Origin of the sequence: Kiloniella laminariae (genome assembly GCF_027214005.1) — a bacterium.
In the GTDB taxonomy this organism is placed as follows: Bacteria; Pseudomonadota; Alphaproteobacteria; order Kiloniellales; family Kiloniellaceae; genus Kiloniella; species Kiloniella laminariae_A.
Genome location: NZ_JAPWGY010000007.1, coordinates 113,880 through 139,710, shown reverse-complemented (window position 1 = coordinate 139,710; position 25,831 = coordinate 113,880). Strand labels below are relative to the sequence as shown.

Annotated in this window: 25 protein-coding genes; 10 read left to right on the top strand and 15 right to left on the bottom strand. The window is 52.2% G+C overall.

All coding sequences use genetic code 11. The annotated features are described in order from the left end of the window. The first annotated feature begins 203 nt into the window (after nucleotides 1-203). Genes fsa through O4H49_RS16770 form a run of 4 tightly spaced genes read left to right on the top strand, consistent with a single transcriptional unit; the run spans nucleotide 204 to nucleotide 2,916 of the window. Nucleotides 204-860 carry a fructose-6-phosphate aldolase gene (gene fsa / locus O4H49_RS16785; protein ID WP_020593009.1) on the top strand — a complete coding sequence of 219 codons (657 nt, stop codon included), beginning with the start codon at nucleotides 204-206 and terminating at the stop codon, nucleotides 858-860. A gap of 23 nt (nucleotides 861-883) precedes the next feature. Further along, complete coding sequence (locus tag O4H49_RS16780) at nucleotides 884-1,609, top strand: DUF484 family protein (RefSeq protein ID WP_269424596.1); 726 nt, start codon at nucleotides 884-886, stop codon at nucleotides 1,607-1,609. Further along, the gene (locus O4H49_RS16775; RefSeq protein WP_269424595.1) at nucleotides 1,588-2,550 is read left to right on the top strand and encodes a tyrosine recombinase XerC; all 963 of its coding nucleotides are present in this window, start codon (nucleotides 1,588-1,590) and stop codon (nucleotides 2,548-2,550) included. The genes O4H49_RS16780 and O4H49_RS16775 overlap by 22 nt, the downstream gene beginning before the upstream one ends. Before the next feature lie 36 nt (nucleotides 2,551-2,586). After that, the gene (locus O4H49_RS16770) at nucleotides 2,587-2,916 is read left to right on the top strand and encodes a DUF6980 family protein (RefSeq protein ID WP_269424594.1); all 330 of its coding nucleotides are present in this window, start codon (nucleotides 2,587-2,589) and stop codon (nucleotides 2,914-2,916) included. Here the strand turns inward: O4H49_RS16770 and O4H49_RS16765 are convergent. Together O4H49_RS16765 and lpdA are read right to left on the bottom strand one after the other, a co-directional pair. Next, nucleotides 2,897-4,147, bottom strand: coding sequence for an MFS transporter (locus tag O4H49_RS16765; protein ID WP_269424593.1), 1,251 nt, complete (start codon nucleotides 4,145-4,147; stop codon nucleotides 2,897-2,899). The genes O4H49_RS16770 and O4H49_RS16765 overlap by 20 nt on opposite strands. A gap of 167 nt (nucleotides 4,148-4,314) precedes the next feature. After that, nucleotides 4,315-5,715, bottom strand: a complete 1,401-nt coding sequence (gene lpdA, locus O4H49_RS16760; RefSeq protein WP_269424592.1) for a dihydrolipoyl dehydrogenase — start codon at nucleotides 5,713-5,715, stop codon at nucleotides 4,315-4,317. Between the two features lie 307 nt (nucleotides 5,716-6,022). Between lpdA and O4H49_RS16755 the strand changes: the two genes are divergently transcribed. Next, on the top strand, nucleotides 6,023-6,655 hold the full coding sequence (locus O4H49_RS16755) for a helix-turn-helix domain-containing protein (RefSeq protein ID WP_269424591.1): 633 nt from the start codon (nucleotides 6,023-6,025) through the stop codon (nucleotides 6,653-6,655). Between the two features lie 66 nt (nucleotides 6,656-6,721). Here the strand turns inward: O4H49_RS16755 and O4H49_RS16750 are convergent, their stop codons facing one another. The 8 genes from O4H49_RS16750 to zapE all read right to left on the bottom strand — a co-directional run bounded on the left by O4H49_RS16750 (nucleotide 6,722) and on the right by zapE (nucleotide 17,277). Beyond that, complete coding sequence (locus O4H49_RS16750; RefSeq protein WP_269424590.1) at nucleotides 6,722-7,084, bottom strand: hypothetical protein; 363 nt, start codon at nucleotides 7,082-7,084, stop codon at nucleotides 6,722-6,724. 168 nt (nucleotides 7,085-7,252) lie between these two features. Continuing rightward, nucleotides 7,253-8,938 carry a 2-oxoglutarate dehydrogenase complex dihydrolipoyllysine-residue succinyltransferase gene (gene odhB, locus O4H49_RS16745; protein ID WP_331283770.1) on the bottom strand — a complete coding sequence of 562 codons (1,686 nt, stop codon included), beginning with the start codon at nucleotides 8,936-8,938 and terminating at the stop codon, nucleotides 7,253-7,255. 110 nt (nucleotides 8,939-9,048) lie between these two features. Next, nucleotides 9,049-11,979: a 2-oxoglutarate dehydrogenase E1 component gene (locus tag O4H49_RS16735; RefSeq protein WP_269424589.1), complete on the bottom strand. Its 2,931-nt coding sequence runs from the start codon at nucleotides 11,977-11,979 to the stop codon at nucleotides 9,049-9,051. Nucleotides 11,980-12,034: 55 nt separating this feature from the next. Next, complete coding sequence (gene sucD, locus O4H49_RS16730; RefSeq protein WP_269424588.1) at nucleotides 12,035-12,910, bottom strand: succinate--CoA ligase subunit alpha; 876 nt, start codon at nucleotides 12,908-12,910, stop codon at nucleotides 12,035-12,037. A gap of 1 nt (nucleotide 12,911) precedes the next feature. Beyond that, entirely contained in the window at nucleotides 12,912-14,108 is a 1,197-nt protein-coding gene (sucC, locus tag O4H49_RS16725) for an ADP-forming succinate--CoA ligase subunit beta (protein WP_020592999.1), read from the bottom strand. A 291-nt stretch (nucleotides 14,109-14,399) separates the two neighbouring features. After that, nucleotides 14,400-15,359 carry a malate dehydrogenase gene (gene mdh, locus O4H49_RS16720; RefSeq protein ID WP_269424587.1) on the bottom strand — a complete coding sequence of 320 codons (960 nt, stop codon included), beginning with the start codon at nucleotides 15,357-15,359 and terminating at the stop codon, nucleotides 14,400-14,402. Between the two features lie 257 nt (nucleotides 15,360-15,616). After that, nucleotides 15,617-15,934 carry a TraR/DksA family transcriptional regulator gene (locus O4H49_RS16715; RefSeq protein WP_020592997.1) on the bottom strand — a complete coding sequence of 106 codons (318 nt, stop codon included), beginning with the start codon at nucleotides 15,932-15,934 and terminating at the stop codon, nucleotides 15,617-15,619. Nucleotides 15,935-16,158: 224 nt separating this feature from the next. Continuing rightward, entirely contained in the window at nucleotides 16,159-17,277 is a 1,119-nt protein-coding gene (gene zapE / locus O4H49_RS16710) for a cell division protein ZapE (RefSeq protein WP_269424586.1), read from the bottom strand. 282 nt (nucleotides 17,278-17,559) lie between these two features. On the opposite strand from zapE, the gene O4H49_RS16705 reads away from it, so the two are divergent. From O4H49_RS16705 to O4H49_RS16685, 5 genes are all read left to right on the top strand, one after another. Next, nucleotides 17,560-17,766 (top strand): DUF6494 family protein, encoded by a 207-nt coding sequence (locus tag O4H49_RS16705; protein ID WP_269424585.1) that lies wholly within the window; start codon nucleotides 17,560-17,562, stop codon nucleotides 17,764-17,766. 78 nt (nucleotides 17,767-17,844) lie between these two features. Continuing rightward, nucleotides 17,845-18,258 carry an EF-hand domain-containing protein gene (locus O4H49_RS16700; protein WP_269424584.1) on the top strand — a complete coding sequence of 138 codons (414 nt, stop codon included), beginning with the start codon at nucleotides 17,845-17,847 and terminating at the stop codon, nucleotides 18,256-18,258. Between the two features lie 29 nt (nucleotides 18,259-18,287). Beyond that, nucleotides 18,288-18,899: an RNA polymerase sigma factor gene (locus O4H49_RS16695; protein WP_269424583.1), complete on the top strand. Its 612-nt coding sequence runs from the start codon at nucleotides 18,288-18,290 to the stop codon at nucleotides 18,897-18,899. After that, a complete protein-coding gene (locus O4H49_RS16690) occupies nucleotides 18,896-19,348 on the top strand; it encodes a hypothetical protein (RefSeq protein ID WP_269424582.1) in 453 nt (150 codons plus the stop codon). The genes O4H49_RS16695 and O4H49_RS16690 overlap by 4 nt, the downstream gene beginning before the upstream one ends. Continuing rightward, nucleotides 19,348-19,839 carry a Spy/CpxP family protein refolding chaperone gene (locus O4H49_RS16685; RefSeq protein WP_269424581.1) on the top strand — a complete coding sequence of 164 codons (492 nt, stop codon included), beginning with the start codon at nucleotides 19,348-19,350 and terminating at the stop codon, nucleotides 19,837-19,839. Before O4H49_RS16690 ends, O4H49_RS16685 begins: the two co-directional genes overlap by 1 nt. Before the next feature lie 28 nt (nucleotides 19,840-19,867). Here O4H49_RS16685 and O4H49_RS16680 read toward each other — a convergent pair whose 3' ends face one another. The 5 genes from O4H49_RS16680 to sdhC form a co-directional block, all read right to left on the bottom strand. Further along, nucleotides 19,868-21,871 carry a PAS domain-containing sensor histidine kinase gene (locus O4H49_RS16680; protein WP_269424580.1) on the bottom strand — a complete coding sequence of 668 codons (2,004 nt, stop codon included), beginning with the start codon at nucleotides 21,869-21,871 and terminating at the stop codon, nucleotides 19,868-19,870. Between the two features lie 417 nt (nucleotides 21,872-22,288). Next, nucleotides 22,289-23,077, bottom strand: coding sequence for a succinate dehydrogenase iron-sulfur subunit (locus O4H49_RS16675; protein ID WP_269424579.1), 789 nt, complete (start codon nucleotides 23,075-23,077; stop codon nucleotides 22,289-22,291). Between the two features lie 37 nt (nucleotides 23,078-23,114). Beyond that, nucleotides 23,115-24,917, bottom strand: coding sequence for a succinate dehydrogenase flavoprotein subunit (sdhA, locus tag O4H49_RS16670; RefSeq protein ID WP_269424578.1), 1,803 nt, complete (start codon nucleotides 24,915-24,917; stop codon nucleotides 23,115-23,117). A gap of 8 nt (nucleotides 24,918-24,925) precedes the next feature. Further along, a complete protein-coding gene (sdhD, locus tag O4H49_RS16665; RefSeq protein ID WP_269424577.1) occupies nucleotides 24,926-25,306 on the bottom strand; it encodes a succinate dehydrogenase, hydrophobic membrane anchor protein in 381 nt (126 codons plus the stop codon). A gap of 1 nt (nucleotide 25,307) precedes the next feature. Continuing rightward, nucleotides 25,308-25,700 carry a succinate dehydrogenase, cytochrome b556 subunit gene (gene sdhC, locus O4H49_RS16660; RefSeq protein ID WP_269424576.1) on the bottom strand — a complete coding sequence of 131 codons (393 nt, stop codon included), beginning with the start codon at nucleotides 25,698-25,700 and terminating at the stop codon, nucleotides 25,308-25,310. Nucleotides 25,701-25,831 lie beyond the last annotated feature (131 nt).

The window sequence follows — 25,831 nt, the reverse complement described above, 5'->3', positions numbered from 1 at the left end:
TTACGGCACAGAAAAGCAACCATTTGCCGAACGAGGTGATAAAGTGATATCTGGTTTCTATGAAAACAGATCTGACAGCGTTCTGACAAGAAAGCACCGGACCACTGGCTGAACGGTGTAATCCTGCCCAGAATCAACCCAGAATCAACGAAGATCCGCCGCCAGCTCTACGGCAACAGTACAATCAACTAACGGGGTTATTGATGGAATTCTTTATCGACACAGCGGACATCAACGATATTCGCGAACTTGCAGCAACCGGTCTGGTGGACGGCGTTACAACCAATCCTTCCCTTATCGCCAAATCAGGACGGCAGTTTATTGAAGTCATCAAGGAAATCACCGAAATCGTTTCCGGCCCGATCAGTGCAGAAGTTACGTCTCTCGAATACGATGGCATGATGGCAGAGGGACGCAAACTGGCGGCCCTGGCTGATAACATCGTGGTTAAACTTCCGCTGACCCCTGATGGACTTAAAGCCTGCAAGACCTTCACCAGTGAGGGAATCGCGACCAACGTCACACTTTGTTTCTCCGCGGCCCAGGCCCTGCTTGCTGCCAAAGCTGGTGCAACCTACATCTCCCCCTTCATCGGACGTCTTGATGATCTGGGCCAGGATGGACTTGGACTGATTGCCGATATCGTCGAAATCTACAGCGCCTATCCAGAGCTTTCCACCAAAGTGCTGGTCGCTTCTGTACGAAGCCCGCTTCATGTGGTCGAAGCCGCCAAGATGGGTGCAGACACAGCAACGGTTCCACCATCCGTTCTGCGCGCCATGTTCAAGCACCCCCTCACGGACAAGGGACTCGACGCCTTCATGGCAGACTGGGCCAAAACCGGCCAGTCTATTCTCTGATAGCAGGATAAAGTAGCCAGACCATGAGCATTTCCTCCCAGGACAGCGAGACAACATCAACAGGAGAGCGCCTGATCACCGCCCGTGAAGTGGAAAAATATCTCCGCCAGCACACGGATTTTCTGGTGCAGAATCCCTCCCTGATCGATTCTCTCGAGATTCCCGGAAAAACCGAAGGCCGTGGTCTGGCTGACCTGCAACAGTATGTGATTGAAAAGTTGCGCCGGGAACTTGGCCAGATCACGCGAGAGCGCGACCTTGTCATCACCCGAAGCCACCACAACAAACTGACACAGGATCGGGCACATCGGGCTGTCACCGCCCTGATCTCCGCCCAGAATTTTGAACACCTGATCGATATCATCAGCAGTGAGCTCCCCCTGATAATGGGGTTGGATGCCATCGCGATCGGGGTTGAACAGCCCGTCGAGTCTGATATCGCCGCGCCAGTTGAAGGTATTTCCTGTATTTTTTCCGGAATGGTTGATGGCCTGATCGGCATTGGTCAGCCTGTTGTACTCCGTGACAACATTGTCGGCGATGTCTGCCTCTATGGCACCATGGCCCCTCTGATCCGCTCGGATGCCTTGCTGCGCCTGCACATATCCTCAACAACCCCGCCAGCCATGCTGGCCTTCGGCTCGCAACAGCCCGATCACTTTGAACCCGGACAGGGAACAGAACTGATCCGCTTTCTCGGATCCGTTGTAGAAAACACCATCAGGACATGGCTGAAACTACCGGAATAGATCTCTCAGCCACGCCATGGCAGGGCGATGTTCAGCAGGCCTTTGAAGGTTGGCTGATGTGGCACAGGGTCGAGAAACGTTCTGCAGACAAAACCATCGAAGCCTACCAGCGTGATCTCACATCCTTTCTCTGGTTTCTGACGAAACACAATTCAGAGACTGTTTCTCTGTCACAGTTGAACCAGCTTAAACCAAGAGATTTCCGTTCCTGGCTCGCGTCACGTGTCGCCAGAGATCTGAGCAATACCTCCAATGCACGGGCGCTCTCGGCCATACGTGGTTTTTTCAAATGGCTCAACCGCCAGGCCCTGATAAACAACCATGCTCTCGACCTGCTCCGCACTCCGAAACGGCCACACTCAGTCCCCAAGCCTTTGACCACCCATGAGGCCAACGACGTGATAGAGGAAAGCTTTTCCTGGCAGGAAGACGATTGGGTTGGTTTACGTGATAGAGCCGTTTTTCTACTTCTTTATGGCTGCGGCCTCAGGATTGCCGAAGCACTCTCGCTCAACCAAAAAGATGCCCCCAGCAAAAATCAGGAAATCCTGCGCATTACCGGCAAGGGGAACAAGGAGCGTCTGGTCCCCCTGCTTCCTGTGGTCCGCGACGCAATTGCAGCCTACCAACAAGCATGCCCTCTAATCCGTGATGCGAATGCCCCTTTATTTCTGGGCATAAAAGGGAAACGCCTCTCGGCCCGCATCATCCAGCTCCAGCTGGAAAAGCTTCGAGGGGCTTTAAATTTGCCAGACACAGCCACTCCCCATGCGCTGCGCCACAGTTTTGCTACTCATCTGCTTGCCAACGGCGGAGATCTTCGGGCGATTCAGGAACTTCTGGGACACGCTTCGCTTTCCAGCACCCAGCGCTATACCGATGTAGACACGGCTGAGTTGCTTAAAGTCTATGACAAGGCACATCCAAGCGCTCAAAAATAACCTATAGAAAAATTATATAAATCAGGATGCTATCTGATGCCAAAACACTGCTGTGCAGAAATGACAAAAAGAATATTGCTGGATTGCCAGACACATCATGATCCATTTGAATGCCCAGATGTTCTCATCAACTATATTGAGCGCTTTGAAGAGTATGGAATTATTATCCATGATGGTGGCAGCTCTTCGATCAGTATTTGCTATTGTCCTTGGTGTGGCACAAAGCTACCTAGCTCTAAACGTGACCTATGGTTTGATACCCTAGAAAATATGGGTTTTGACGACCCAGGAGAACAGGATATTCCAGAACAATTCAACAGCAATAAATGGTTGGCTGATCTCAAAGTTAATGTTTCATCCCCTTAGATAAAGGTTCTGTCCGCCCGAGATAACGGATAAAGACCGGACCAAGTAATACGCCGACACCCATGGTAGAGAAAGCCGCCACCCAGGCCAGAGTGTTTTCAGCACCCCCGGCCAAATCAAGGACTGCCCCAAAGACGATCGGCGAAAGAGATCCTGCAGCAAAACCGGCCAGAGACTGTAGCGCCATGGTTGCTCCCTTTCGTGCCGGATCAGAGTTGGCCACAACACCGGATGTCAGCGAAGAAGAATCAGCGGTTGCCGTGATGCCATAAAGGGTAAAGGCCGCGATCACCACAACAAATGGCAGACTGGCAGTAAAACCAATAGTAAAGCCGACAAGGGCTGAAACCCCCATTATCAGTGTCAACAGGCGTCTGCGACCAAAGCGAACAGAAAATTCATTTCCGATAACACTCGCAGGCAGGCCGAGCAGGAAGACCCATGACGCGATCTGGGTCGGGCTCCAGTCATATGCTGTATCCGGTTGTAACGAGAGTGAAAAAACAAAGAACGCGACCAACCAAGCCCGCAAGGCAAAAAGCTCCCACAGATGAGCGGCATAGGCGAGAATATACCCAAGCGCAGGCCTATTTGCGATAACTGGGCGAAAATCTATCAACTGGTGAAGCGGGATATGATGTGAAGGCCTATGCCCCTTTGCCACGAACAACAGAACGACAATCCAGGCAAAAAAGCTGCCGATCCCCGCAACCAGAAACGACCACTGCCACCCCAGGAGTTGCCACACCTCACCTGCGACAAAAACCGACACACCTGTACCGATCGCGAAATGCGCAGTGTAATAGGCCACGGCCCGGCTTTGCTGTTTTTTTTCAGAAATAAGATCTGTCAGAAGCTTCAGCCCGACCATATAGGTTCCAGCCAGACTGACCCCCGCGAATAACCTGAAGGCCATCGCCGACCAGAAGCCCCCGGCAAACCAGGCAAAGCCGACGGCGGCGAAGCCACCCAACGCCATACAGAACAGATAGATTCGTCTGGCGTCTTCCCGATCCGTCAAGGCCACAAGGAAAGGAACCGCGGCTGCATAGCCACCGTAATAAATCCCGCTGATCCAGCCAATTTCAGTATTGCTCAGGCTCCACTGTTTCTGGAACAGGACAATCAGGGCTGAAAAAGTGGCGTTGTCCAGCATTCCCAATACCTGGGACAAACACATGACTGCAATCAGCAGGGTCGCGCCTCTGCCTGTCTGGCCGTCCAGTGCCATCGCCGATTTCCTCCGCCACGGTTTTCAGGGAACGGCGATACTACCCGCCCCCCCTGTTTTGGAGCCAGTAATATTTTCCTGATTCTCTCTTCCCGGCCTGTAGATCGGACGCAAAAAAAGAGGCAGCCTTTCGGCTACCTCTTTTGAAATCCACAGGCATTAAGCCATTACATGTGAATCGCGCGACCTGCTACAGCCAGCGCTGCTTCCTTGACCGCTTCACTCAGACCAGGATGTGAATGGCATGTCCGGGCAATGTCTTCCGCCGAACCACCAAACTCCATCACCGCTACAGCTTCAGAGAGAAGCTCGCCAGCTGCCGGACCGATGATGTGTACCCCAAGGACCTTATCGGATGTGGCATCAGACAGAATCTTGACCTGGCCGTCAGATTCGCCCATGGCCCGGGCGCGACTGTTGGCACTGAAAGGAAACTTGCCAACCTTGTATTCGACACCGGCTTCCTTGAGCGCCTCTTCGCTTTTGCCAACACAGGCGATTTCCGGATGGGTGTAGACCACACCGGGTACCAGCGCATAGTTCACATGCCCCTTCTGTCCGGCAAGGGTCTCGACACAGGCCACACCATCTTCTTCTGCCTTGTGCGCCAACATCGGTCCAGGGATACAGTCGCCGATGGCATAGATCCCCGGGACAGAGGTCTGGAAGTGATCATCGACCTGGATAACACCCCGTTCCATCTTCACACCAAGTTCTTCAAGGCCAAGCCCCTTGGTATAGGCACGGCGTCCAATAGAGACCAGAACCGCATCGACTTCCAGCTCTTCGGTCGTGCCCTTTTTCACAGATTCCATGGTCAGCTTGACCTTGCCTTTGGATTTGGCTGCTCCTGTGACTTTCATGCCGAGCTTGAACTTGAGCCCCTGCTTCGTCAGAACCCGCTGTGCCAGCTTGGCGGTTTCACCATCCATACCCGGCAGCACACGATCAAGGAACTCGACCACAGTTACTGTCGCGCCCAGCCGGGACCAGACAGAACCGAGCTCAAGCCCGATCACACCAGCACCGATAACCACCAGATGCTCGGGCACTTTCTTGAAGGACAACGCGCCGGTAGAGGTAACGATCTGTTTCTCGTCGGTTTCGATACCGGGCAAAGGCGTAGATTCAGACCCGGTAGCGATCAGAATATTCTTGGCTTTGAGAGTCTGCTCGCCGCTTTCTCCTTTAACCAGGACTTCGCCTGTTTTGGGAATGGCACCCCAGCCCTTGATGTAATCAACTTTGTTTTTCTTGAGCAGAAACTCGACACCTTTGGTCAGGTCATCGACCACCTTGTCCTTGCGGGCAAGCATGGTATCGAGGTCAAGTTTGACATCTGCCTTGATGCCATGCGCTGCAAAATGCTTGCTGGCATCAACGAATTTTTCAGACGATTGCAACAGTGCCTTGGACGGCATGCAACCTACATTGAGACAGGTCCCCCCCAGGGTGCCCCTTCCTTCAACACAGGCAGTTTTGAGTCCCAACTGAGCTGCGCGGATTGCCGCGACGTAACCACCCGGACCACCCCCGATGATAACCAGATCGTAGAGAGCCTCACTCATTTTCAAAGATCCTTTCAGTGTCCAAGGGACCAATCCCATCGCCGTGACGTTTCATGCTGATGACTGGTCGGCAATGAGCTATTCGATTGAAGCAATCTGGATAGCATAGGAAACCTGACGGACCTAGTCTTGAAGCAAGAAAAAACGAGAAAAACACGAGCGGGAACATAACAATTCACAAACAAGCCAAGATTAGCTAATATTCCAATGGCAATCAAATATTTCTTATAGGAAACTTATTTCCCAAAGAACGATACAACAATGACGCCCCGTTCAAACAAATAACGACATCAACGGAGCAAAAGGGATGAACAGCAAGAACCCGACCCCGGCAGTCACTGCCAAAGCCACGATTTCCGGCGCGGAACAAAGTCTGGAGCCGCTCAAACTCGGCACACGTCTGAGACAATTCCGCAAACAGCGTGACTGGACCCTGGAAGAGGCCTCACGCAGGACAGGTCTTGCCCGTTCAACTCTATCCAAGATCGAAAATGACCAGATGTCCCCGACCTTCGATGTTGTCCAGAAGCTGGTTAAAGGACTCGAAATCGACATCCCTCAGCTCTTCACCAAGAGCAACCTTCCCCAAAACATTGGTCGTCGCGCCTTGACGCGTCATGGCGAAGGCACACCTCACCCGACTGCAACCTATGAACACGAGTTGCTGTGTACCGAAATCAGCAACAAGCGCATGATTCCTTTCAAAAGCGTAATCCGTGCCCGGGATATTACCGAGTTCGGTGAACTGGTACGCCACAATGGTGAAGAATTTCTCTACGTGCTCGAAGGGGCGATGACCTTCTATTCCGAGTTTTACGAACCCGTTAGCCTTTCAGCCGGAGACAGCCTCTATTATGATAGTGGCATGGGACACGCCTGTGTCTCCACCAGCCCGGAAGACGCCGTGATTATCTGGATTTCAACTCCGAATTCCCATTAAACAGGATTCTGTTTCATCAGGAGACTTTGCCCCGTGGATCATCCGGAACTCAACGCCGACACGGCCTCAATGCGTGGTAACTTCCTCAGGGCCAGTCTCTTCATCTGTGGCCTTACCTGAAGGCAGGTGGATAACAAAACCAGTACATTCCTGATCTGCATAGGGCTTGACCTTTGCAATCAGTCCCTGCTTCAGCAGCTCAACCAGATGTTGGCCTACAGGGCGAAACAGCGTTATACCCTGACCTGGTACCGGGGGATCAAGCCTGATCAACACACTCCGCGTTCCACGGCGGCGCCGTTGCCGGTCAATCATACGCCGGATCGATTCCAGCGTGTGTGCCAGATCCAATCCTGTCAGGTTAAGCTCATATTCAGCATGGCCGCTCCGATCAATCAGGTGATCAAAGTTTAAAGGTACTTCATCCATGCCGCTTCCCCATTTTCATAACTTTACAGAATACAGCCCGCTGTTTTTTGCTGCCTGTATTTTAGAATAGAAACTGTAAAAGCGCCAAATGAAAGCAGCGCTTTTCACAGAAAAGGGAGACCTGATGATATGCAGGTCTCCCTTTTTCACTTATTCAGCCAGACTGAATTACATGTTCAGCAACATCCGCTGGGGATCTTCCATGCATTCCTTGATACGGACCAGGAAGGTAACTGCTTCACGTCCATCAATCAGGCGATGGTCGTAACTCAGAGCCACATACATCATTGGCCGAATAACAACCTGACCGTTTTCTGCAACGGGGCGTTCTTCGATCTTGTGCAGACCGAGAATAGCGGCCTGGGGCATGTTCAGGATGGGTGTTGAAAGCAAAGACCCGAAAACACCACCATTGGTAATGGTGAAGCTGCCACCAGTCATGTCGTCCATGCCCAGCTTGCCATCCCGGCCTTTTTTCGCCAGCTCGCCCAGACTGCCTTCGATTTCGGCAAAGTTCTTCTTGTCGCAATCCCGGATCACCGGAACCATCAGGCCAGAAGGTGTCGAAACTGCCATACCGATATCAAAGAAACTGTTGTAAACAATATCTTCGCCATCAATACGGGCATTTACGGCAGGCACATCTTTCAGGGCCTCGACAACGGCCTTGGCAAAGAAGCTGTTGAAACCAAGGCGGACAGAATGCTTTTTCTCAAAATCGTCTTTGTACTGCTTACGGGTCGCCATTACCGCTGACATGTCAATCTCGTTGAAGGTCGTCAGCATGGCGGCCGTATTCTGGGCTTCCTTGAGACGGCGCGAGATTGTCTTGCGCATTTTCGACATCCGTTCGCGGGTCTCGCGTGGTGCGGATGCTGCTGCGGGAGCTGCCACGACAGATGCGGAAGCCGCAACAGCCGGAGCTGCTGCAGGTGCAGCTGGTGGATTTTTCAGATATTCCAGCACATCCCCCTTGGTCAGGGCACCATCTTTACCCGTACCCTTGATCTTGTGCGGGTTGAGATTGTTTTCGGCAATCAATTTGGCAACAGAAGGAGGCAAGGTCATTGCCGCAGAGGCCGTACTGGCTTCAAGAAAAGCCTGCAGATCGGATGCGCTGACTTTTCCACCGACGCCAGATCCCTTGATTTTGGCGGGATCCAGCCCCTCTCCTGCTGCAACGGACTTGGCGGGTGCTGGTGTGGCAGAGGCTGTCGCTGTTGCTTTTGCTGCGGGCGCAGTGGATACCGCCGCACCGCTTCCGCCTGGTGTGATAACACCAAGGACAGCACCAACCCCGACATCCGCTCCGGCTTCTGCCGCAATAGATGTAAGAACACCAGCAGCAGGCGCATTGACTTCAAGCGTCACCTTGTCGGTTTCCAGTTCGCAGATCGCTTCATCCAAAGCAACACTGTCACCAACTTTTTTCATCCATTGAGCAACTGTTGCCTCGGTCACAGACTCTCCAAGAGTCGGCACCGGAATATCAACCGGTGCTCCGTCGGTCTCCCCGCCCTTACTGGCAGGCGGTGTCGCAGCAGGTTCTTCTTTCACAACCTTGTCTTCAGTCGGCGCAGCTTTGGTCGTTGGCGCGGCAGGTGCTGTTGCAGCTCCGCCAGCAGTGATCGTACCCAGTAGTGCACCGACCTGTACGTCATCTCCTTCATTGGCAACAATTGCCTCAAGCACGCCGGCGGCGGCGGCATTGACCTCAAGCGTAACCTTGTCGGTTTCAAGCTCCACAATCGCCTCATCCAGAGCAACAGCGTCACCCGGTTGTTTCAACCATTTTGCAACGGTTGCCTCGCTGACAGATTCCCCTAGAACCGGAACTACAATTTCGGTGGCCATTTTTGTTCTCAATTTATCTTTATTGTCTGATCATGTTCAGGTGTGGATGGTACAGGTATAAACCATCCCGTGTCGAGAAAGGGTGACCCGGAATCGGGTCACCCTGGATATTACTCTCCGGCCTTAGCAACCGGGCGCATGCTTTCCACTTTCGCAGAGGCTGCATTCCGAGCCTCCAGCTCTTCTGCCTTGCGGGTCTGAATGCGGCTCATGGCTTTCTTGCCAATTGTCAAAGCATCATCCAGCAGGGCAGCCTGCTGCTCAACATGCTTTCTGGCTGACCCTGTTGCGGGAGAAGCCGCGGTTTTCCGTCCGGCATAGCGGGGCCGGAAGTTCTTGAAGCCCATCTCTTCAGCCACCTCTTCGATAAAGGTGGAGACAAAAGACCAGCCCCCCATGTTACGGGGTTCTTCCTGACACCAGACAAGATCACAATGTTCATAGCCTGCCAGATTCTGCGACAGAGCTTCTGCCGGGAAGGGGTAGAGCTGTTCCAGCCGGATGATGTGGATATTGTCAATACCACGGGTTTCTCGCTCTTCGAGCAAATCGTAGTAGACCTTTCCGCTACAAAGAACGACCTGTTTGACCTTGCTTGGCTCGGCAACATTAATCTCACAAGGCAGAACCCGGTGGAATGATGTCCCTGGCAGCATATCTTCCAGTTTGGACACACAGCTCTTGTGACGCAGCAGTGACTTTGGTGTCATAACGATCAAAGGTTTACGGAAACCGCGATGGATCTGACGACGTAACACATGGAAATAGTTCGCAGGGGTCGTACAGTTGACCACCTGGATATTGTCTTCCGCACAGGACTGCAAGAAGCGCTCGACCCGGCCAGAGGAATGCTCTGGTCCCTGCCCCTCATAACCATGCGGCAACAACATCACCAGGCCGCACATACGCAACCATTTTGATTCACCCGAAACGATAAACTGATCGATAATGATCTGTGCACCGTTCACAAAGTCACCAAACTGGGCTTCCCAGAGGACCAGTGCATCAGGCTCAGCCAGCGAATACCCATATTCAAAACCAAGAACCGCAAGCTCACTCAACGGACTGTTGATAATCTTGGCATGCGCCTGGCTTGGCCGGATGTTATTCAGCGGTTTGTATTCATCTTCATTTTTTTGATCGATCCAGGCTGCATGACGCTGAGAGAATGTCCCGCGGTTACAATCCTGGCCAGAAAGACGCACAGGATGTCCTTCGACCACCAGTGTTCCATAAGCCAGGGCTTCGGCTGTTGCCCAATCGATTCCTTCGCCGCTGTCGATCATCTTCTGTTTGGTTTTCAGCTGGCGGGCAATCTTGCGATGGATATTGAAACCTTCAGGAACCTTGCACAGAGCGTTGCCGACTTCCTTCAGCAGGTCGAGTTCAACCCCGGTGTTACCGCGACGGGCATCATATCCACGTGCCGCCCCCATATGAGACCAGACGCCACCGAACCAGTCGGCCTTGTTTGGCTTATAGCTTTCAGCTGCTTCAAATTCTTCTTCCAGCTTTTCCCACCAGGTTTTTGCCATCCCGTCAATGTCAGACTGGGTAACCGCACCTTCGGCAGAAAGACCTGCGGCATAGAGCTCGCGCACAGATTTCTGCTGGGCAATCTTTTTATACATCTGGGGCTGGGTAAAGGTCGGTTCGTCCCCTTCGTTATGGCCAAAGCGGCGATAACAGAACATGTCAATGACAATGTCCTTTTTGAAGGTCTGACGGAACTCGATCGCGATACGGGCCGCATGTACAACAGCTTCAGGATCATCACCATTGACGTGAATAATCGGTGCCTGAATGGCTTTGGCGACATCGGTACAATAAGGACCGGAGCGGGAGTCTACGGGGTCTGTCGTAAAGCCGATCTGGTTATTAACAATAAAGTGGATCGTGCCGCCGACCTGATAACCTTCAAGCTCGGAAAGATCCAGTGTCTCTGGCACCAGGCCCTGCCCGGCGAAAGCCGCATCCCCGTGGAGCAAAAGACCCATGGTCCGGGTAAAGTCATGATCACCCTTTTGGTCTTGCTTGGCCCGCACCTTGCCGACGACCACAGGGTCAACGGCTTCAAGATGGGAGGGGTTGGCTGTCAGCGAAAGATGCACGGTGTTTCCGTCAAATTCACGGTCTGATGACGTGCCCAGATGATATTTCACATCACCGGAACCACCTACATCTTCCGGGTTGGCTGCACCACCCTTGAATTCGTTAAAGATTGCCCTGAACGGTTTGCCCATCAGGTTTGCCAGAATGTTCAGGCGGCCTCGATGGGCTACGCCCAGAACAACCTCGTCAAGACCGAGTGCCGATCCCCTTTTGAGAATTTGCTCAAGGGCCGGAATCATGGTCTCGGCACCATCCAGGCCAAAACGTTTGGTTCCGGTATATTTTTTGCCAAGAAACTGTTCAAAGGTTTCCGCAGCCGTCAGGCGTTCAAGGATCGCCTGCTTGCCTTTGACGGTAAAATCTGTGCGGTTGTGGATGCCTTCAATGCGCTCCTGAATCCAGGCCTTCTGCTCTGGCTCCTGGATATGCATGAACTCAACACCGATCTTGCCGCAATAGGTCTTGCGTACCCGTTCTACGATCTGCCGCAGGGATGCTGTTTCCAGTCCCAGCACGCCGTTGATAAAAATCGGGCGATCCATATCGGCTTCAAGGAAGCCATAGGACAGGGGATCAAGTTCAGGATGGGGGTTGATCGGTTTGAGACCAAGCGGATCAAGATTAGCTTCCAGATGTCCCCGCACGCGGTAGGCCCGGATCAGCATCAATGCGCGAATGGAATCAAGTGTCGCCTTGCGGCTCTCATCTTCATTCATCGGCACAGAAGACTGTGTGGCAGCGGATACAGGGCTTGCACCCTGTATCCCGGCCAGAAGGTTTTTGGCATCGTCTTCAAGGTTGGAGAAAAACGACTGCCAGCCTGCATCCACAGATGCAGTGTCACGTAAAAACTGAGCGTAGAGCTCGGCCAGCTCTCCAGCTTTAGGGCCGAAATAACGGGCCTCATGCCCAGAAACGGTGTTCACCATCAAATATGCTACCGAGCTGGAGGGGTCCAGCCCGGCTCCCTCCAAATAAGGTTATCTATCCTTGAATCGCACGTAACATTGTACTGCCAAGGCTAGCAGGAGAATCAGCAACAAGGAAACCGGCAGATTTCATTGCTTCGATCTTGTCGTCTGCACCGCCCTTGCCACCAGCGATAATCGCACCAGCATGTCCCATACGACGACCTGGAGGTGCAGTCACACCGGCAATAAACCCGGCAATTGGTTTTTTGATTTTGGAAGAGGCAAAGAATTCAGCGGCCTCCTCTTCAGCACTTCCACCAATTTCACCGATCATGATGATGCCCTGCGTTTCCGGGTCAGCCAGGAAGAGGTCAAGGCAATCAATGAAGTTGGTTCCGTTCACAGGGTCACCACCGATCCCGATACAGGTTGACTGTCCAAGTCCGGCAGCCGTTGTCTGGGCGACGGCTTCATAGGTCAGCGTACCGGAACGTGAAACAATGCCGATTTTACCACGCTTATGGATATGACCGGGCATAATCCCGATCTTGCATTCATCCGGCGTGATAATGCCCGGGCAGTTTGGCCCGATAAGACGGGAATTAGAGCCGGCAAGCGCACGTTTGACCCGGACCATGTCCAGAACCGGAATGCCTTCGGTAATACAGATGATCAACTCGACACCAGCATCAACAGCTTCAAGAATTGCATCGGCAGCGAAGGGAGGTGGCACATAAATCACAGATGCGTTTGCTTCAGTAACATGGACAGCTTCATCAACCGTGTTGAAGACCGGCAGATCAAGATGGCGAGAACCACCTTTCCCCGGTGTTACGCCACCAACCATTTTTGTACCGTAAGCAAGGGCCTGCTCAGAGTGAAACGTTCCCTGCGCACCTGTAAAACCCTGACAGATAACGCGAGTATTCTTGTTTACTAGTACCGACATGTTACGCGGCCTCCTTCACGGCTTTGACCACTTTTTCCGCAGCATCAGCCAGGTCGTCCCCGGAGATGATTGGCAGGCCGGATTCCGCCATAATTTTTTTACCAAGCTCAACGTTCGTACCTTCAAGGCGAACGACCAGCGGCACATTAAGCGATACTTCGCGCGCAGCAGCAACCACACCTTCAGCAATCACATCACAACGCATGATTCCCCCAAAGATATTCACCAGAATGCCTTTGACGTTCGGATCAGAGAGAATGATCTTGAAAGCAACGGTAACCCGTTCTTTGGTTGCACCACCACCAACATCAAGGAAGTTGGCCGGCTCACTGCCATAGAGTTTGATAATGTCCATGGTCGCCATGGCCAGACCAGCGCCGTTGACCATACAGCCGATTTCACCATCGAGTGAAATATAGTTCAGCTCATGACGTGCCGCTTCCAGTTCCTTGGCATCTTCTTCGTCTTCATCGCGCATGCCCGCAACGTCTTTATGACGGAACAGCGCGTTGTCGTCGAAGTTCATCTTGGCATCAAGCGCGATAATATCCCCCGCACCAGTCACAACCAGCGGGTTGATTTCAACGATGCTGGCATCCAGATCCAGGAAAGCTTTGTACATGGTGGCCATAAATTTCACGGCTGCGCCTACCTGTTTGCCTTCCAGGCCGAGGCCAAAAGCAAGTTTCCGTCCGTGGTAAGGCATAAAACCTTCAACCGGATCAATCGCGACCTTGAGGATTTTTTCAGGAGTCGCCTCGGCAACTTCCTCGATCTCCATACCACCTTCTGTCGAGGCCATCACCGTCACACGGCTGGTGGCCCGGTCGATCAGCATCCCCAGATAAAGTTCGCGTTTGATATCGCAACCTTCTTCGATATAGAGACGCTTGACTTCCTTGCCGGCAGGACCTGTCTGCTTGGTCACCAGAACATGCCCCAGCATCTTGCGGGCATTTTCTTTCACGTCATCAAGCGTCTTGCAGAGGCGAACCCCGCCGTCGCCTTTGGGGTCGTCGGTAAAACGACCAGCACCGCGGCCACCCGCGTGAATCTGGGATTTGACCACCCAGATCGGACCGCCCAGTTCACGGGCTGCATTTTCTGCCTCTTCCGGTGTGAAAGCAACTGATCCGCGCGGAACAGCCACACCGTATTTTCTCAGCAGCTCTTTAGCTTGATATTCATGAATATTCATGGGACGCCACAAAGCCTCAATGGTTTTATTATTAAAATTGATAGGGGCAAACAGCCCTGAACACCCGAATCATGCTCCTGAATACTACAAGAGCATACGACCTGATGCTTAGCGATAGATTAACACTACGTGCCCGGAGCGCAACCGCACTGCAACAATTTTTGTCGGAAAAATGATAATAACTGCCGCTAATAGTCCGGATAAGTAAAGGCGTCGGGACAAGAGGTCCACAACGCCTTTATTTGTAAATCAATTAGCCTGATTTTTCATTGTGCATCGCACAAAAACACCTCAGGATTTTGACTGAATTTCCTTACAGGCCGCAACCAGGCCTTTTACAGATTCTACTGAACTGGCAAGCAGGGTCGATTCTGTTTTATCCAGCTCGATCTCGACAACGCGCTCAACTCCATTGGCGCCGAGAACAACTGGAACACCAACATAGAGACCGTCAACGCCATACTGTCCTTCAAGATAAGCTGCACAAGGCAGCACCCGGCGCTTGTCTTTCAGATAGCTTTCCGCCATCAAAATCGCGGAAGCAGCCGGCGCATAGAAAGCCGAGCCGGTTTTCAACAGCCCAACGATCTCGGCGCCGCCATTTTTGGTCCGCTCAACAATGGAATCAAGCTTGTCCTGGCTAATCCAGCCCATCTTGACCAGCTCAGGCAAAGCGATACCGGCCACTGTAGAATGGCGCACCATTGGTACCATTGTGTCCCCGTGCCCACCCAGGACAAAAGCCGTTACGTCTTCAACCGAAACATTCATCTCATCAGCAAGGAAATGGCGGAAGCGTGCAGAATCCAGGACGCCAGCCATACCAACAACCTTATTGGTTGGAAGACCACAAGCCTGTTGCAGCACCCAGACCATCGCGTCGAGCGGGTTGGTAATACAAATAACGAACGCATTCGGGCAGTTCTGTTTGATTCCCTCACCAACCGACTGCATAACCTTGATGTTGATGCCCAACAGATCATCACGGCTCATCCCCGGCTTGCGGGCAATACCAGCCGTAACGATAACAACGTCTGCATCCTTGATTTCAGCATAGTCATTTGCACCCTTGAGCGAAGCATCAAAGCCTTCTACCGGGGACAGCTGAGCCAGATCAAGCGCTTTGCCCTGGGGGACACCTTCAGCGATATCGAACAGCACGACATCACCCAAATCCTTCATTCCAGCAAGCAGAGCGAGTGTGCCACCAATGTTGCCAGCACCTACGAGCGCGATCTTTTTCCGTGCCATGATTATGTTCCTATTCGGATTTCTTCGGCCCGACTGGGCCCTCGATCAAAATTATCATCAAATTTGAATTACCCGTCAGCTTCTTGAATTTGAAACTTCTTCAGGCAAAAATTATAGCAGAATTCGTAGCGCGATTGGCCTTTCTGGGCAAGACGGATTGTTGCAATGCACACAAAACTGGTCGCTTTTGGCCCAAAAAATTCTTCTGACTGCCTGTTACAGAGATCTTCTCGATAGAGAACCTCATACAAAAGAGGTCATTTTGCGCAATTCACACAGGTCGTGGCATAGGGCAATGCACGTAACCTTGCCTCAGGAATATCTTCACCACAGCCGGAACAGACTCCATAACTCTCGTTTTCAATCCGGGTCAAAGCGGCACGAATCTGATTTATTTCATCGAGTCCGGCTTCCTCCAGACCTTCCAGCACCTGATCCCCTTCGCTCTCCGTCGCATTCTCGCCCCAGTCTTTACTGTGTGGCTCGCGGAGATCCTGCTCAATCTGATCAACACGTTCCCCAAGATCTTCCATACGGGCTCTCAGATCACTCTCGATTTTTTTCAGATTCAGCATAGGCATCTACTCCCTTCAGACATTACTATTGGGATGCGTCACACAAGCAGACAAAGAGAGGGGGCCAACTCCCGGGCCGACATCCTTGCCTTTTAATCAGGTGACGTGCGTGCGAGGTTTACCTCTGCTTTTAATTCTAGGACGGTTCAGGCAAAAAAGGAAGAGCTTCCTTGGCGCGGCCAATTGTCTCTTCCTCGATATTCACGCCATAAAATCAGCCGTATTCACCCCAAGTGGGGCAAGGCGATATACTCCTGGGAACGCATTTCCTGTAATCGGCTCGCTGTGCGCTCGAATTCAAATGCCCCGTCTCCAGAAGGATAAAGAGCTTCGGGTTCAGCCTCAGCAGACATGACGAGATTGCAACGATGCTCATAGAGCGCATCAATCAAAGACATGAAACGTCTGGCCCTGTCTCTATTCTCCGGCCCCAGAACCGGTACATCAGAAAGAACAAGCGTGTGATACCGTCCAGCAATCGCCAGATAATCCCCCGCCCCCAGAGCAGCGCCACACAACTCCTCAAACCCGCAGAGGGCAACCTTTCGTGCGGCCCGTCGGATAACCAGTTGCCGCCCCTTTACCGGAATAATCTCCTCTACAGCCTGAGCGCCTTCTGTCAGGGCCTCAAAAGCTGCATCCAGAGCCTTGTTGACCTCCTCCCCCGGCGGGGTGTGATAAACAGGCAGGTTCCGCATGCGTTCAAGTCGGTAATCCACCCCCGAGTCCAGCTGTAAAATATCCAGTCGCGCCTTTAAAACATCAATAAAGGGCAGGAAATTTTCCCGTTGCAGGCCATTTTCATAAAGCCGATCCGGCGGCCAGTTGGAGGTTGCAACCACAACAACACCATGCTCGAAAAGACTTTCGAACAACCGCGCCAGAATCATGGCATCTGCAATATTCACGACATGGAATTCATCAAAGCAGAGAAGCCAGGTCTCCTTCGCCAATTCAGCAGCAAGATCCGGCAGAGGATCAGCCTTTGTTCCTTTGTACTGTGCTCTCCAGCGGTGCAGTTTCTCCTGGACCTCCAGCATAAAGGCATGAAAGTGAACCCGCCTTTTTGCCTCTAGCGGTGCGACAGAGAAAAACATGTCCATCATCGTGGACTTGCCTGTACCGACCCCTCCAAAAAGATACAACCCCTGAGGAGGCGTTACTTTTCGACGCCCCAATCCCAAACGCTCTTTCCAACCGGAGAGCCCGGTCGAGGGCTCATAGTTCTTCAAAGCCTGGAAGAGGCTTTGAAGTTTCTCCGCCGCCAACTGCTGGGCCGGATCAGGGCGCAATTCACCCTGATTGCGCATTTCCCGATAGAGAAAAAGAGGACCTTCACTCATCCGTCTGGACACCACCTGTTATAGCTTCATCAACGCAGGACCTGCCTGTACATCTCCCGGCATGATCAGAATCATGTCATGGAGCATGCTTGCTCAATAAGATACTGTTTCAGGACAGAGCCATAACACAGTTGTCGCAATCCCTTCCAGCATCTCTCCATCTTGCGCTCAAGACGGCAATGTTGGATCATAAAAACCTGAATTGATTGAAATTTCAACAGACACATTCCCTCAGGGAAACTTTACACCCCAACCAACCCAAATCTGACCAGGAGACCACATATGAACGAAGACGCCCTCAACATGAGTATCCGCAAGTTGTTGAAAAAGGTTGGCATCACTTCTCAACGTGAAATCGAGATTGCCGTGCGAAAAGCCCTCGAAGAGGGCAAACTTGCGGGTAAATCATCCTTATCTGTCGCGGTTAAACTTCACCTTCCAGAACTGGATCTTGATCACGAAATCAAAGGAAAGATCGAACTGGAATAACTTTCTGATTTTTCTCCGACGGATTTGCTTTTGCCTCGCGTTAAGAGAGCACAAGACATTCACAACCGGAGAAATCTGATGGTCAGTAAAAAGACCCTGTCACTCGTCGGCGCAATCGCTTTTCTGGCTTCAACAGCAGCCTTTGCAGCAGGAAGCGGCAAGTGGGCCAAGGGGATGGAAATGCTGGATGGCAACAAGGATGGTCAGATCACGCTGGAAGAGCTGCAGAAATTTGAAGAAGAACGTTTCAAATTGATGGACAGTAACGGCGACGGTCAGATCAGCTTCGCGGAAATGGAAGCAGAAAAGGCTGCCAAACGCGCAGAAAGGATGAAGTCCCACTTTGACCGGATGGATCTTGATGCTTCTGGTAGCCTTTCAGCTGAAGAGCTGGCGGCACGAGGGAATAAAATGATGGAACGCCTCGACGAAAACAAGGACGGGATCATCACAGAAGACGAGTTTCCCCGTCACGCTGATCACAAAAACTGAGACGACCCCAGTCAAGCGTCATATCAATAATGAAGCGATCGGAACATAGCTTGGCCCTCGAACTGGCACGATCCCGAACCCTCGAAGAGGATGCCAAGCTCATGTCCCGGGTGGCACAAGGCGACCCTCTGGCCTGCCGCAACCTGGTTCAGCATCATACAGGCCCCTTGGTTGGACTTGCCCAGCGGATGACTGGCAACAGTCAGGAAGCTGAAGACATTGTTCAGGAGGCCTTCGTCAGGCTCTGGAAACAAAGTCCCGACTGGACACCTCAAGCGCGAATATCGACCTGGCTATACAGGGTCGTTCATAATCTGGCTATTGATGCAATTCGCCGTACCAAGCGCCAGAACACCATGTCGGACGAAAAGATGGAATTCATAGATCCCGCTCCTGACCAGCAACAGAAGATTCAGCATAAAGACCTGACGAAAAAGGTAGAAACTGCGATTTCGCAGCTACCCGAAAGGCAACGAACGGCCATCACTCTGGTGCATCATCGGGATATGAGCAATAAGGAAGCCGCCTCGGTTATGGAGATATCTGTTGATGCCCTTGAATCTCTGCTTGCCCGGGGCCGTCGAAGTTTAAAAATGTCACTGGAACAACACCGCCACGACCTATTGGGAGCCCAATCATGACAGACCAAACTCTCCTGTCAGCCCAGGACCGGGAAGAACTGACTTTTCTTCTCAACTGTTATGGCGGATATGAACACCACTGGCCGGAGGAAAGTCGCGCCTATTTTCTTGATTTGCTCGAGCGTTCAGAGGAAGCGCGACACCTGCGCCAACAGGCGCTCGAACTCGACTATCTGCTTGACCACGCCCCGGCAGAGCCAGCCTGTAGTCATTTGCAGACAAGGATTCTGGCCGATGCTCCGCGTTTGCCTATCAACCGCGACTGGTCTTTCAAGGGTATCTGGCGCCCTCTGTCTGCCCTGGCGACGGCAACGGCCTTTGGACTTTTTCTTGGAACCACAACCCCTGCCTGGCTTCATGAACAGGATACCAGCGAGTTACAAGAAGCCTACCTCGCCTTCAGCACCACGGACTTCACCGATAACTTCCTGGAAGGAGATCTGAACTGATGCAAGCCCCATCCAGAAAAACCCTGACATTCCTTCTTGTCGGCTCATTATTACTCAACCTGTTTTTGGCTGGTCTGATTACCTCTCATGTCTGGCACGCCCGTTCCTTTGGCCCTTCAGGCGGTCCGGGAGGATCTTACAGTCAAAAAAGTGGCTGGCGTAATCTTCCTGAAGAACAGCGAACACTTTTTCGTAAAATCTGGCGCGAACACAAGGACGAGATAAAAACCGGTTTTCAGGAGATGCGCGGTATCCACGAACGCCTCAGGGAAAACCTTGCCGGAAAAGTAGAACGGGATGAATTTGAAGCAGCCTACCGGGATTTTTTTAATGAGCAAACCACCGCGCAAAACAAGATGTTTGAACGGCTTCTCGATATTACCATGACTCTCCCGCCCGAACAGAGAAGCCAGTTCCTGTCGCTCTGGGGCATGGGACAGCACAGACACCGCTCAGGACATAAACCTGCCCCCGAACCAGTTACCGAGTAAAAAACATAAGGCCATACGGTTACGAAAATCAGTGATGCCGGGAGCTGAACAGGTCTTTTTGGCCATGCTCCAAAACCATCCTGCTCAAAGGCAAAGTAACCGATACTGTCGTCCCCTTGCCTTCTTCGCTGACCAGATCAAGCATACCGTCGTGGAGCAGACAGAGCTTGTTCGTGATCGACAACCCCAGTCCGGTACCCTGACTCTGGCGAGTCATGGAACTGTCCACCTGCCAGAAAGGTTTTGTGACTTCTGATAGCTTGTCCGCCGGAATGCCGATCCCGCTGTCAGCGACTTCTATTTTCACCCCCTGTGCCAGGGTCTTAAGCCGAACCGTTATCCGCCCGCCTCCCCGGGTAAATTTAACCGCATTTGAAAGAAGGTTGATCAGGATCTGCTTGATTCCCCGGGCATCGGCAAGTACAGGTCGCACTCCTTCTTCAAGTTCAAGGTCGAGGGAAAGTCCACTGCTCAGCAAGCGTGGCCGGATGATGATCAAAGACGAATGTATCATCTCTGCCAGGTCGACCGCCTCCTCATTGAGAACAAACTCCCCGGCTTCAATTTTTGACAGATCCAGAATATCGTTGATCAGATTGAGGAGATGATCCCCGCTATTGCGAATATCCGCGATATATTCAAGATACTTTTCCGAGCCCACAGGGCCAAAGACCTCGCGCTCGATCAGCTCTGAAAACCCTATAATTGCATTCAGAGGGGTCCGGAGTTCATGACTCATATTTGCCAGAAATTCAGACTTCGCACGGCTCGCAAGCTCGGCCCGTTCCTTTGCATCCATCAGCTGTGCTTCAGCAATCCGCTGCTGGGATATATCTTCTTTCGTGGCAACAAAATTTGTAATTCTGCCCGTTTCATCAACAACACTGGAAATTGAGGCCCGTTCCCAGAAAAGCTCCCCATTTTTTCGACGGTTCTGGAAGACACCGTGCCAGACCTTGCCGCTGGTGATGGTTTCCCACAGCTTTTTGTATTCTTCATCCTTTGTATGGCCTGACTTAAGAATACTCGGTTTTTTTCCTATAATCTCTTCCGCAGAATAGCCACTGACCGCACAGAAGGTGGGATTCACATATTCAATTCTCCCGGTTGGATCCGTGATTTCGATAGCGACCGGATTTTGTTCCACAGCGGTTGAGAGTTTTCGCAATGTACTCTCGGCCCGTTTACGGAGGGAAATATCATTGATGAAGGTGATACGGGAATTTTTCCCGTCGAGAATACTGTTTTTGGCACTGACATTGATTTCAAAACGTGATCCATCCCGGCGTAAAGCCGAAGCCTCATAAGAATCACTCTCTCCCCGTGTGATCCGCTCCTGAACCAGAGCGATATCTTCCGGGGCAATCAAATCCTCAACCCCAAGGACCAGCATTTCCTCATAGGAATAACCGAACATCCGCAAAGCTGCATGATTGCAGTCAATCATGCGTCCTTGAGAGTGTAAAAAAATGGCTTCATTTGACAGCTCTGACATCCGGCGAAATCGCTCTTCACTAATACGAAGTGCCGTTTCCACCCGCTTGCGAGCGGTAATATCCAGACTAACCCCGATCAGGCCAGCAACCTTCCCTTCGGCATCTCGAAAGCTTGCCTTGTGCATAAGAATGTTCACGACTTCGCCATCACCGCGCGTGATCGTGGTTTCCTGTTCCAGGATCCGGCCTTTTGCAAAAGCCTCCTGGTCAGTCTGCGTGAAAAAATCTGCCTGTTCTTTTGGCACAAGGTCATAGGCGGTTTTACCTAGCAATTCTTCCGAACTGCGCTGCATATTTTCTTGATACATTTTATTGGAACCGATGTACTCGCCCCTGGTATTTTTGAAAAAAACCTGCGCAGGGATCGCATCCATCAAATCCTGAAGAAAATGATTATGCCTTTCCACTTCGGCTTCCGCCTTCTCAAGGCGCACAAGCAGTTTTTCCCGCCCATGCCACAGGGATATTATTTTTCCTGTACCGATCAGCAGAAAGATCAGCCCCGCCAGATATCCACCCGTATGGATCCAGGGCATCAGCTCCTTAATGAACACGTTCTCTTCCACGAACAGGCGACCTGTTACGGTGACAAGACTTACAGCTGAAAAAAGGGCCACAGCTGTTACAAAAAACCGCCAAAGGGAATACACCTCCGGTTTGCTTGGCCGATGGTACAAAACAATTACGGTCAGGATACAGAGGACCACAGCCAATATTATCTCAGCAATTGCGCCCGACATCCGGAATTGTTTCCCCTCATCAAACCTAACCGCCTGCTGTCCTGTCAGGCAAAACGTAACAGACCGATACTGACCACCATAACAGGAAGGAGTAAAAAGAATATATACATCGCCAAAAGGAATAAAAAACAGCGAGTGGATGCAACATTGGAGATACAACAAAGGCCGACCCACGGGCCGGCCTTTGCCTGGATATTCTTTCGAAAATCCTGATCAGACTTTTCTTTCCACCATCAGTTTTTTAATCTCGGCAATTGCCTTGGCCGGATTAAGCCCCTTTGGACAGGTTTTGGTACAGTTCATAATCGTGTGACAACGATAGAGCCGGAAAGGATCTTCAAGATTATCCAGTCTGCTCCCCGTTTCTTCATCACGGCTATCCGCAATCCAGCGATAAGCCTGAAGAAGAATGGCAGGCCCCAGATAACGATCCCCGTTCCACCAGTAGCTCGGGCAGGATGTAGAACAGCAGAAACAGAGGATACATTCCCACAGGCCATCGAGCTTTTCCCTGTCTTCTGGTGTTTGTAGCCGTTCACGTTCAGGCGCAGCTGTGGTTGATTTCAACCAAGGTTCGATCGAGGTGTACTGGGCATAGACATGATTGAGATCAGGAACCAGATCCTTGACCACAGGCATATGCGGCAGCGGATAGATCTTGACCTCGTCACCCTCGGCAACATCAGCACAATACTTGGTACAAGCCAGCGTATTGGTGCCGTCAATATTCATGGCACAGGACCCGCAAACCCCTTCACGACAGGAACGGCGGAAAGTCAGGGATGGATCAATCTCGTTCTTGATCTTGATCAGAGCATCCAGAACCATCGGCCCGCAATTATCCATGTCCACTTCATAGACATCCTCACGCGGGTTCTGGCCGTCATCCGGGTTCCAGCGATAGACCCGGAAGGTCTTCGTCTTGCTTGCGCCAGCCGGGGCCGGGTACTTTTTCCCGTTTTTATTTATTTTTGAATTGGCCGGAAGTGCAAATTCTACCATTTTTTATTCTCTCCTTGACGCTTTTCCCACCACACGATCAGTAAACGCGTGCTTTGGGCGGGAAGGACTGCACTTCATCCGACAACGGCTGCAGGTTAACCGGCCGGTAGTCAAACGTTACAGTCCCGTCGGCGGCACATTTGGCCAGGGTATGTTTCATCCAGGTTTCGTCATTGCGATCCGGGAAATCTTCACGGGCATGCGCCCCGCGGCTTTCTTCCCGATTGGCCGCACCGGACATGGTCACCCGTGCCTGATACATCAGATTGTCGAGTTCCAGCGTCTCGACCAGATCCGAGTTCCAGACCATCGAGCGATCCGCCACAGAAATATCGTCTTTTTTGCTCCAGATCGAACCAAGAAGCTCAACACCTTCTTTGAGGCTCTCGCCTGTCCGGAAGACAGCAGCGTGATTCTGCATGGCTTTTTGCATCTCCAGACGCACTTCGGCCGTTTTCATGGTTCCCTTGGCATAGCGTGCCTTGTCCAGACGATCGAGAGAGTTATCCCCCGCCCCTTCCGGCAATGGCGCCTGCTTGGCCCCGGGTTTCACTGTCTCGATACAATGCAGTGCAGCGCCGCGACCAAAGACAACAAGATCAAGCAGTGAGTTTGATCCCAGGCGGTTCGCACCGTGCACAGATACACAAGCAGCTTCCCCAATCGCCATCAGGCCAGGAACTTCGGCATTAGGGTCCCCGTTCTTGCTCGTCACCACATCGCCCGTATATTTGCAGGGGATCCCCCCCATGTTGTAGTGACAGGTCGGGATTACCGGAATCGGTTCCTTGGACACGTCAACACCTGCAAAAATTCTTGCCGATTCAGCAATCCCTGGCAAACGCTTGTGGATCAGATCCGGGTCAAGATGTTCGATATGCAGATGAATATGATCGTTGCTGGCGCCAACGCCCCGGCCATCGCGAATTTCCATGGTCATGGCACGGCTCACAACATCGCGGCTGGCAAGGTCTTTGGCACTTGGGGCATAACGCTCCATAAAGCGTTCACCTTCAGAGTTGGTCAGATAACCACCCTCGCCACGAACCCCTTCAGTAATCAGACAACCCGCGCCATAGATGCCGGTTGGGTGAAACTGGACAAACTCCATATCCTGGCAATCAAGACCCGCGCGGAGCACCATACCGCCACCATCACCCGTACAGGTGTGGGCACCCGTGCAGGAGAAGTAAGCCCGGCCATAGCCACCCGTAGCCATAATAACCTTCTGAGCCCGGAAACGGTGTAGGGTACCGTCATCCAGATTCCAGGCGACGACACCCCGACAGGCACCATCTTCCATAATCAGATCGATCGCGAAATACTCAATGAAGAACTCGGCATTGCGACGCAAGCTCTGCTGATAGAGCGTGTGCAGCATGGCATGGCCGGTTCTGTCCGCCGCGGCACAGGTCCGCTGGGCAGTCCCCTCGCCATATCGGGTTGTCATTCCACCAAAGGGACGCTGATAGATCTTGCCATCCTCGGTTCGGCTGAACGGCATTCCGTAATGTTCAAGCTCGACAATCGCCGGAACAGCTTCACGGACCATGTATTCGATTGAATCCTGATCACCCAGCCAGTCTGACCCCTTGACGGTGTCATACATGTGCCAGCGCCAGTCATCTTCGCCCATGTTCCCCAGAGAAGCGGAAATGCCGCCCTGTGCTGCAACGGTGTGACTTCTGGTCGGAAAAACCTTGGTGATGCAAGCGGTTTTCAACCCCGCCTCGGCCAGCCCCAGTGTCGCGCGCAACCCGGCGCCACCAGCTCCGACAACAACCACATCATAGGTATGGTCAATAAATTCGTATGCTTTCTTGGAAGAAGCAGTGGTCATGGTTTTCCCTAGCCCCTGAAAAGAATCAACAAAACGGAAAGAACACCTGTCAGCCCCAACACAACATGGACAGACTGGCTCAGGAACAGGGCGACTACCTTGCAGAATTCGCCGTGAATATAATCTTCAATGACCACCTGCATCCCCTGGCTGGAATGCAGCAGCCCGACAGATATCAACAAGACCAGCAGACCAGCAACCACTGGCGAGCGAACCCAGTCGATAAACTCGACATAGTCAGCACCAGCCATCATGGCAACAGAGAAGACAAACCACAGGACCAGAGGCACCAGTGCCACGCTGGTCAAACGCTGGGCCCACCAGTGGGAAGATCCTTCCCGGGCAGAGCCAAGCCCGCGTACACGGGCAAGAGGAGAACGAAGAGACATATCAGGCTCCTCCTACACTATAAGCCAGAACCCAGAGGCCGAGGGTCAGCAAAAGACTGACAACAACCACGGCTTTTCCCGAAGCATGAACACTTGGCAAGTCCATTCCCTTGCCCGCATCCCAATAGAGGTGACGCACGCCATTACACAGGTGGTAAACCAGCGCAAGCGTCCAGCCAAAAAGCATCAGGCGGCCAAACCAGGAACCAAGGAAGGATTGAACCATCTCAAAATATTCAGCACCGCTTGCCGCAGCAACCAGCCACCAGATCAGCACCAGCGATCCGACAGAGGTGGCCACGCCCATGATACGAAAGAGGATGGAGAGGGAGGAAGTAAGTTGAGGACGATATACCTGCAGGTGAGGCGAAAGAGGTCTGTTACCCCTGGTCATATTTTCTTTCCCGATATCGCGCGCCGGTTCCACATTTGTGCTTCGCGCGCATTATATTTTGTAGAACCCAAAGATCCGTCGACGTTAAACCGCATCGCAACATTAGTCAATGCAAGGCGACAAAAACCAAT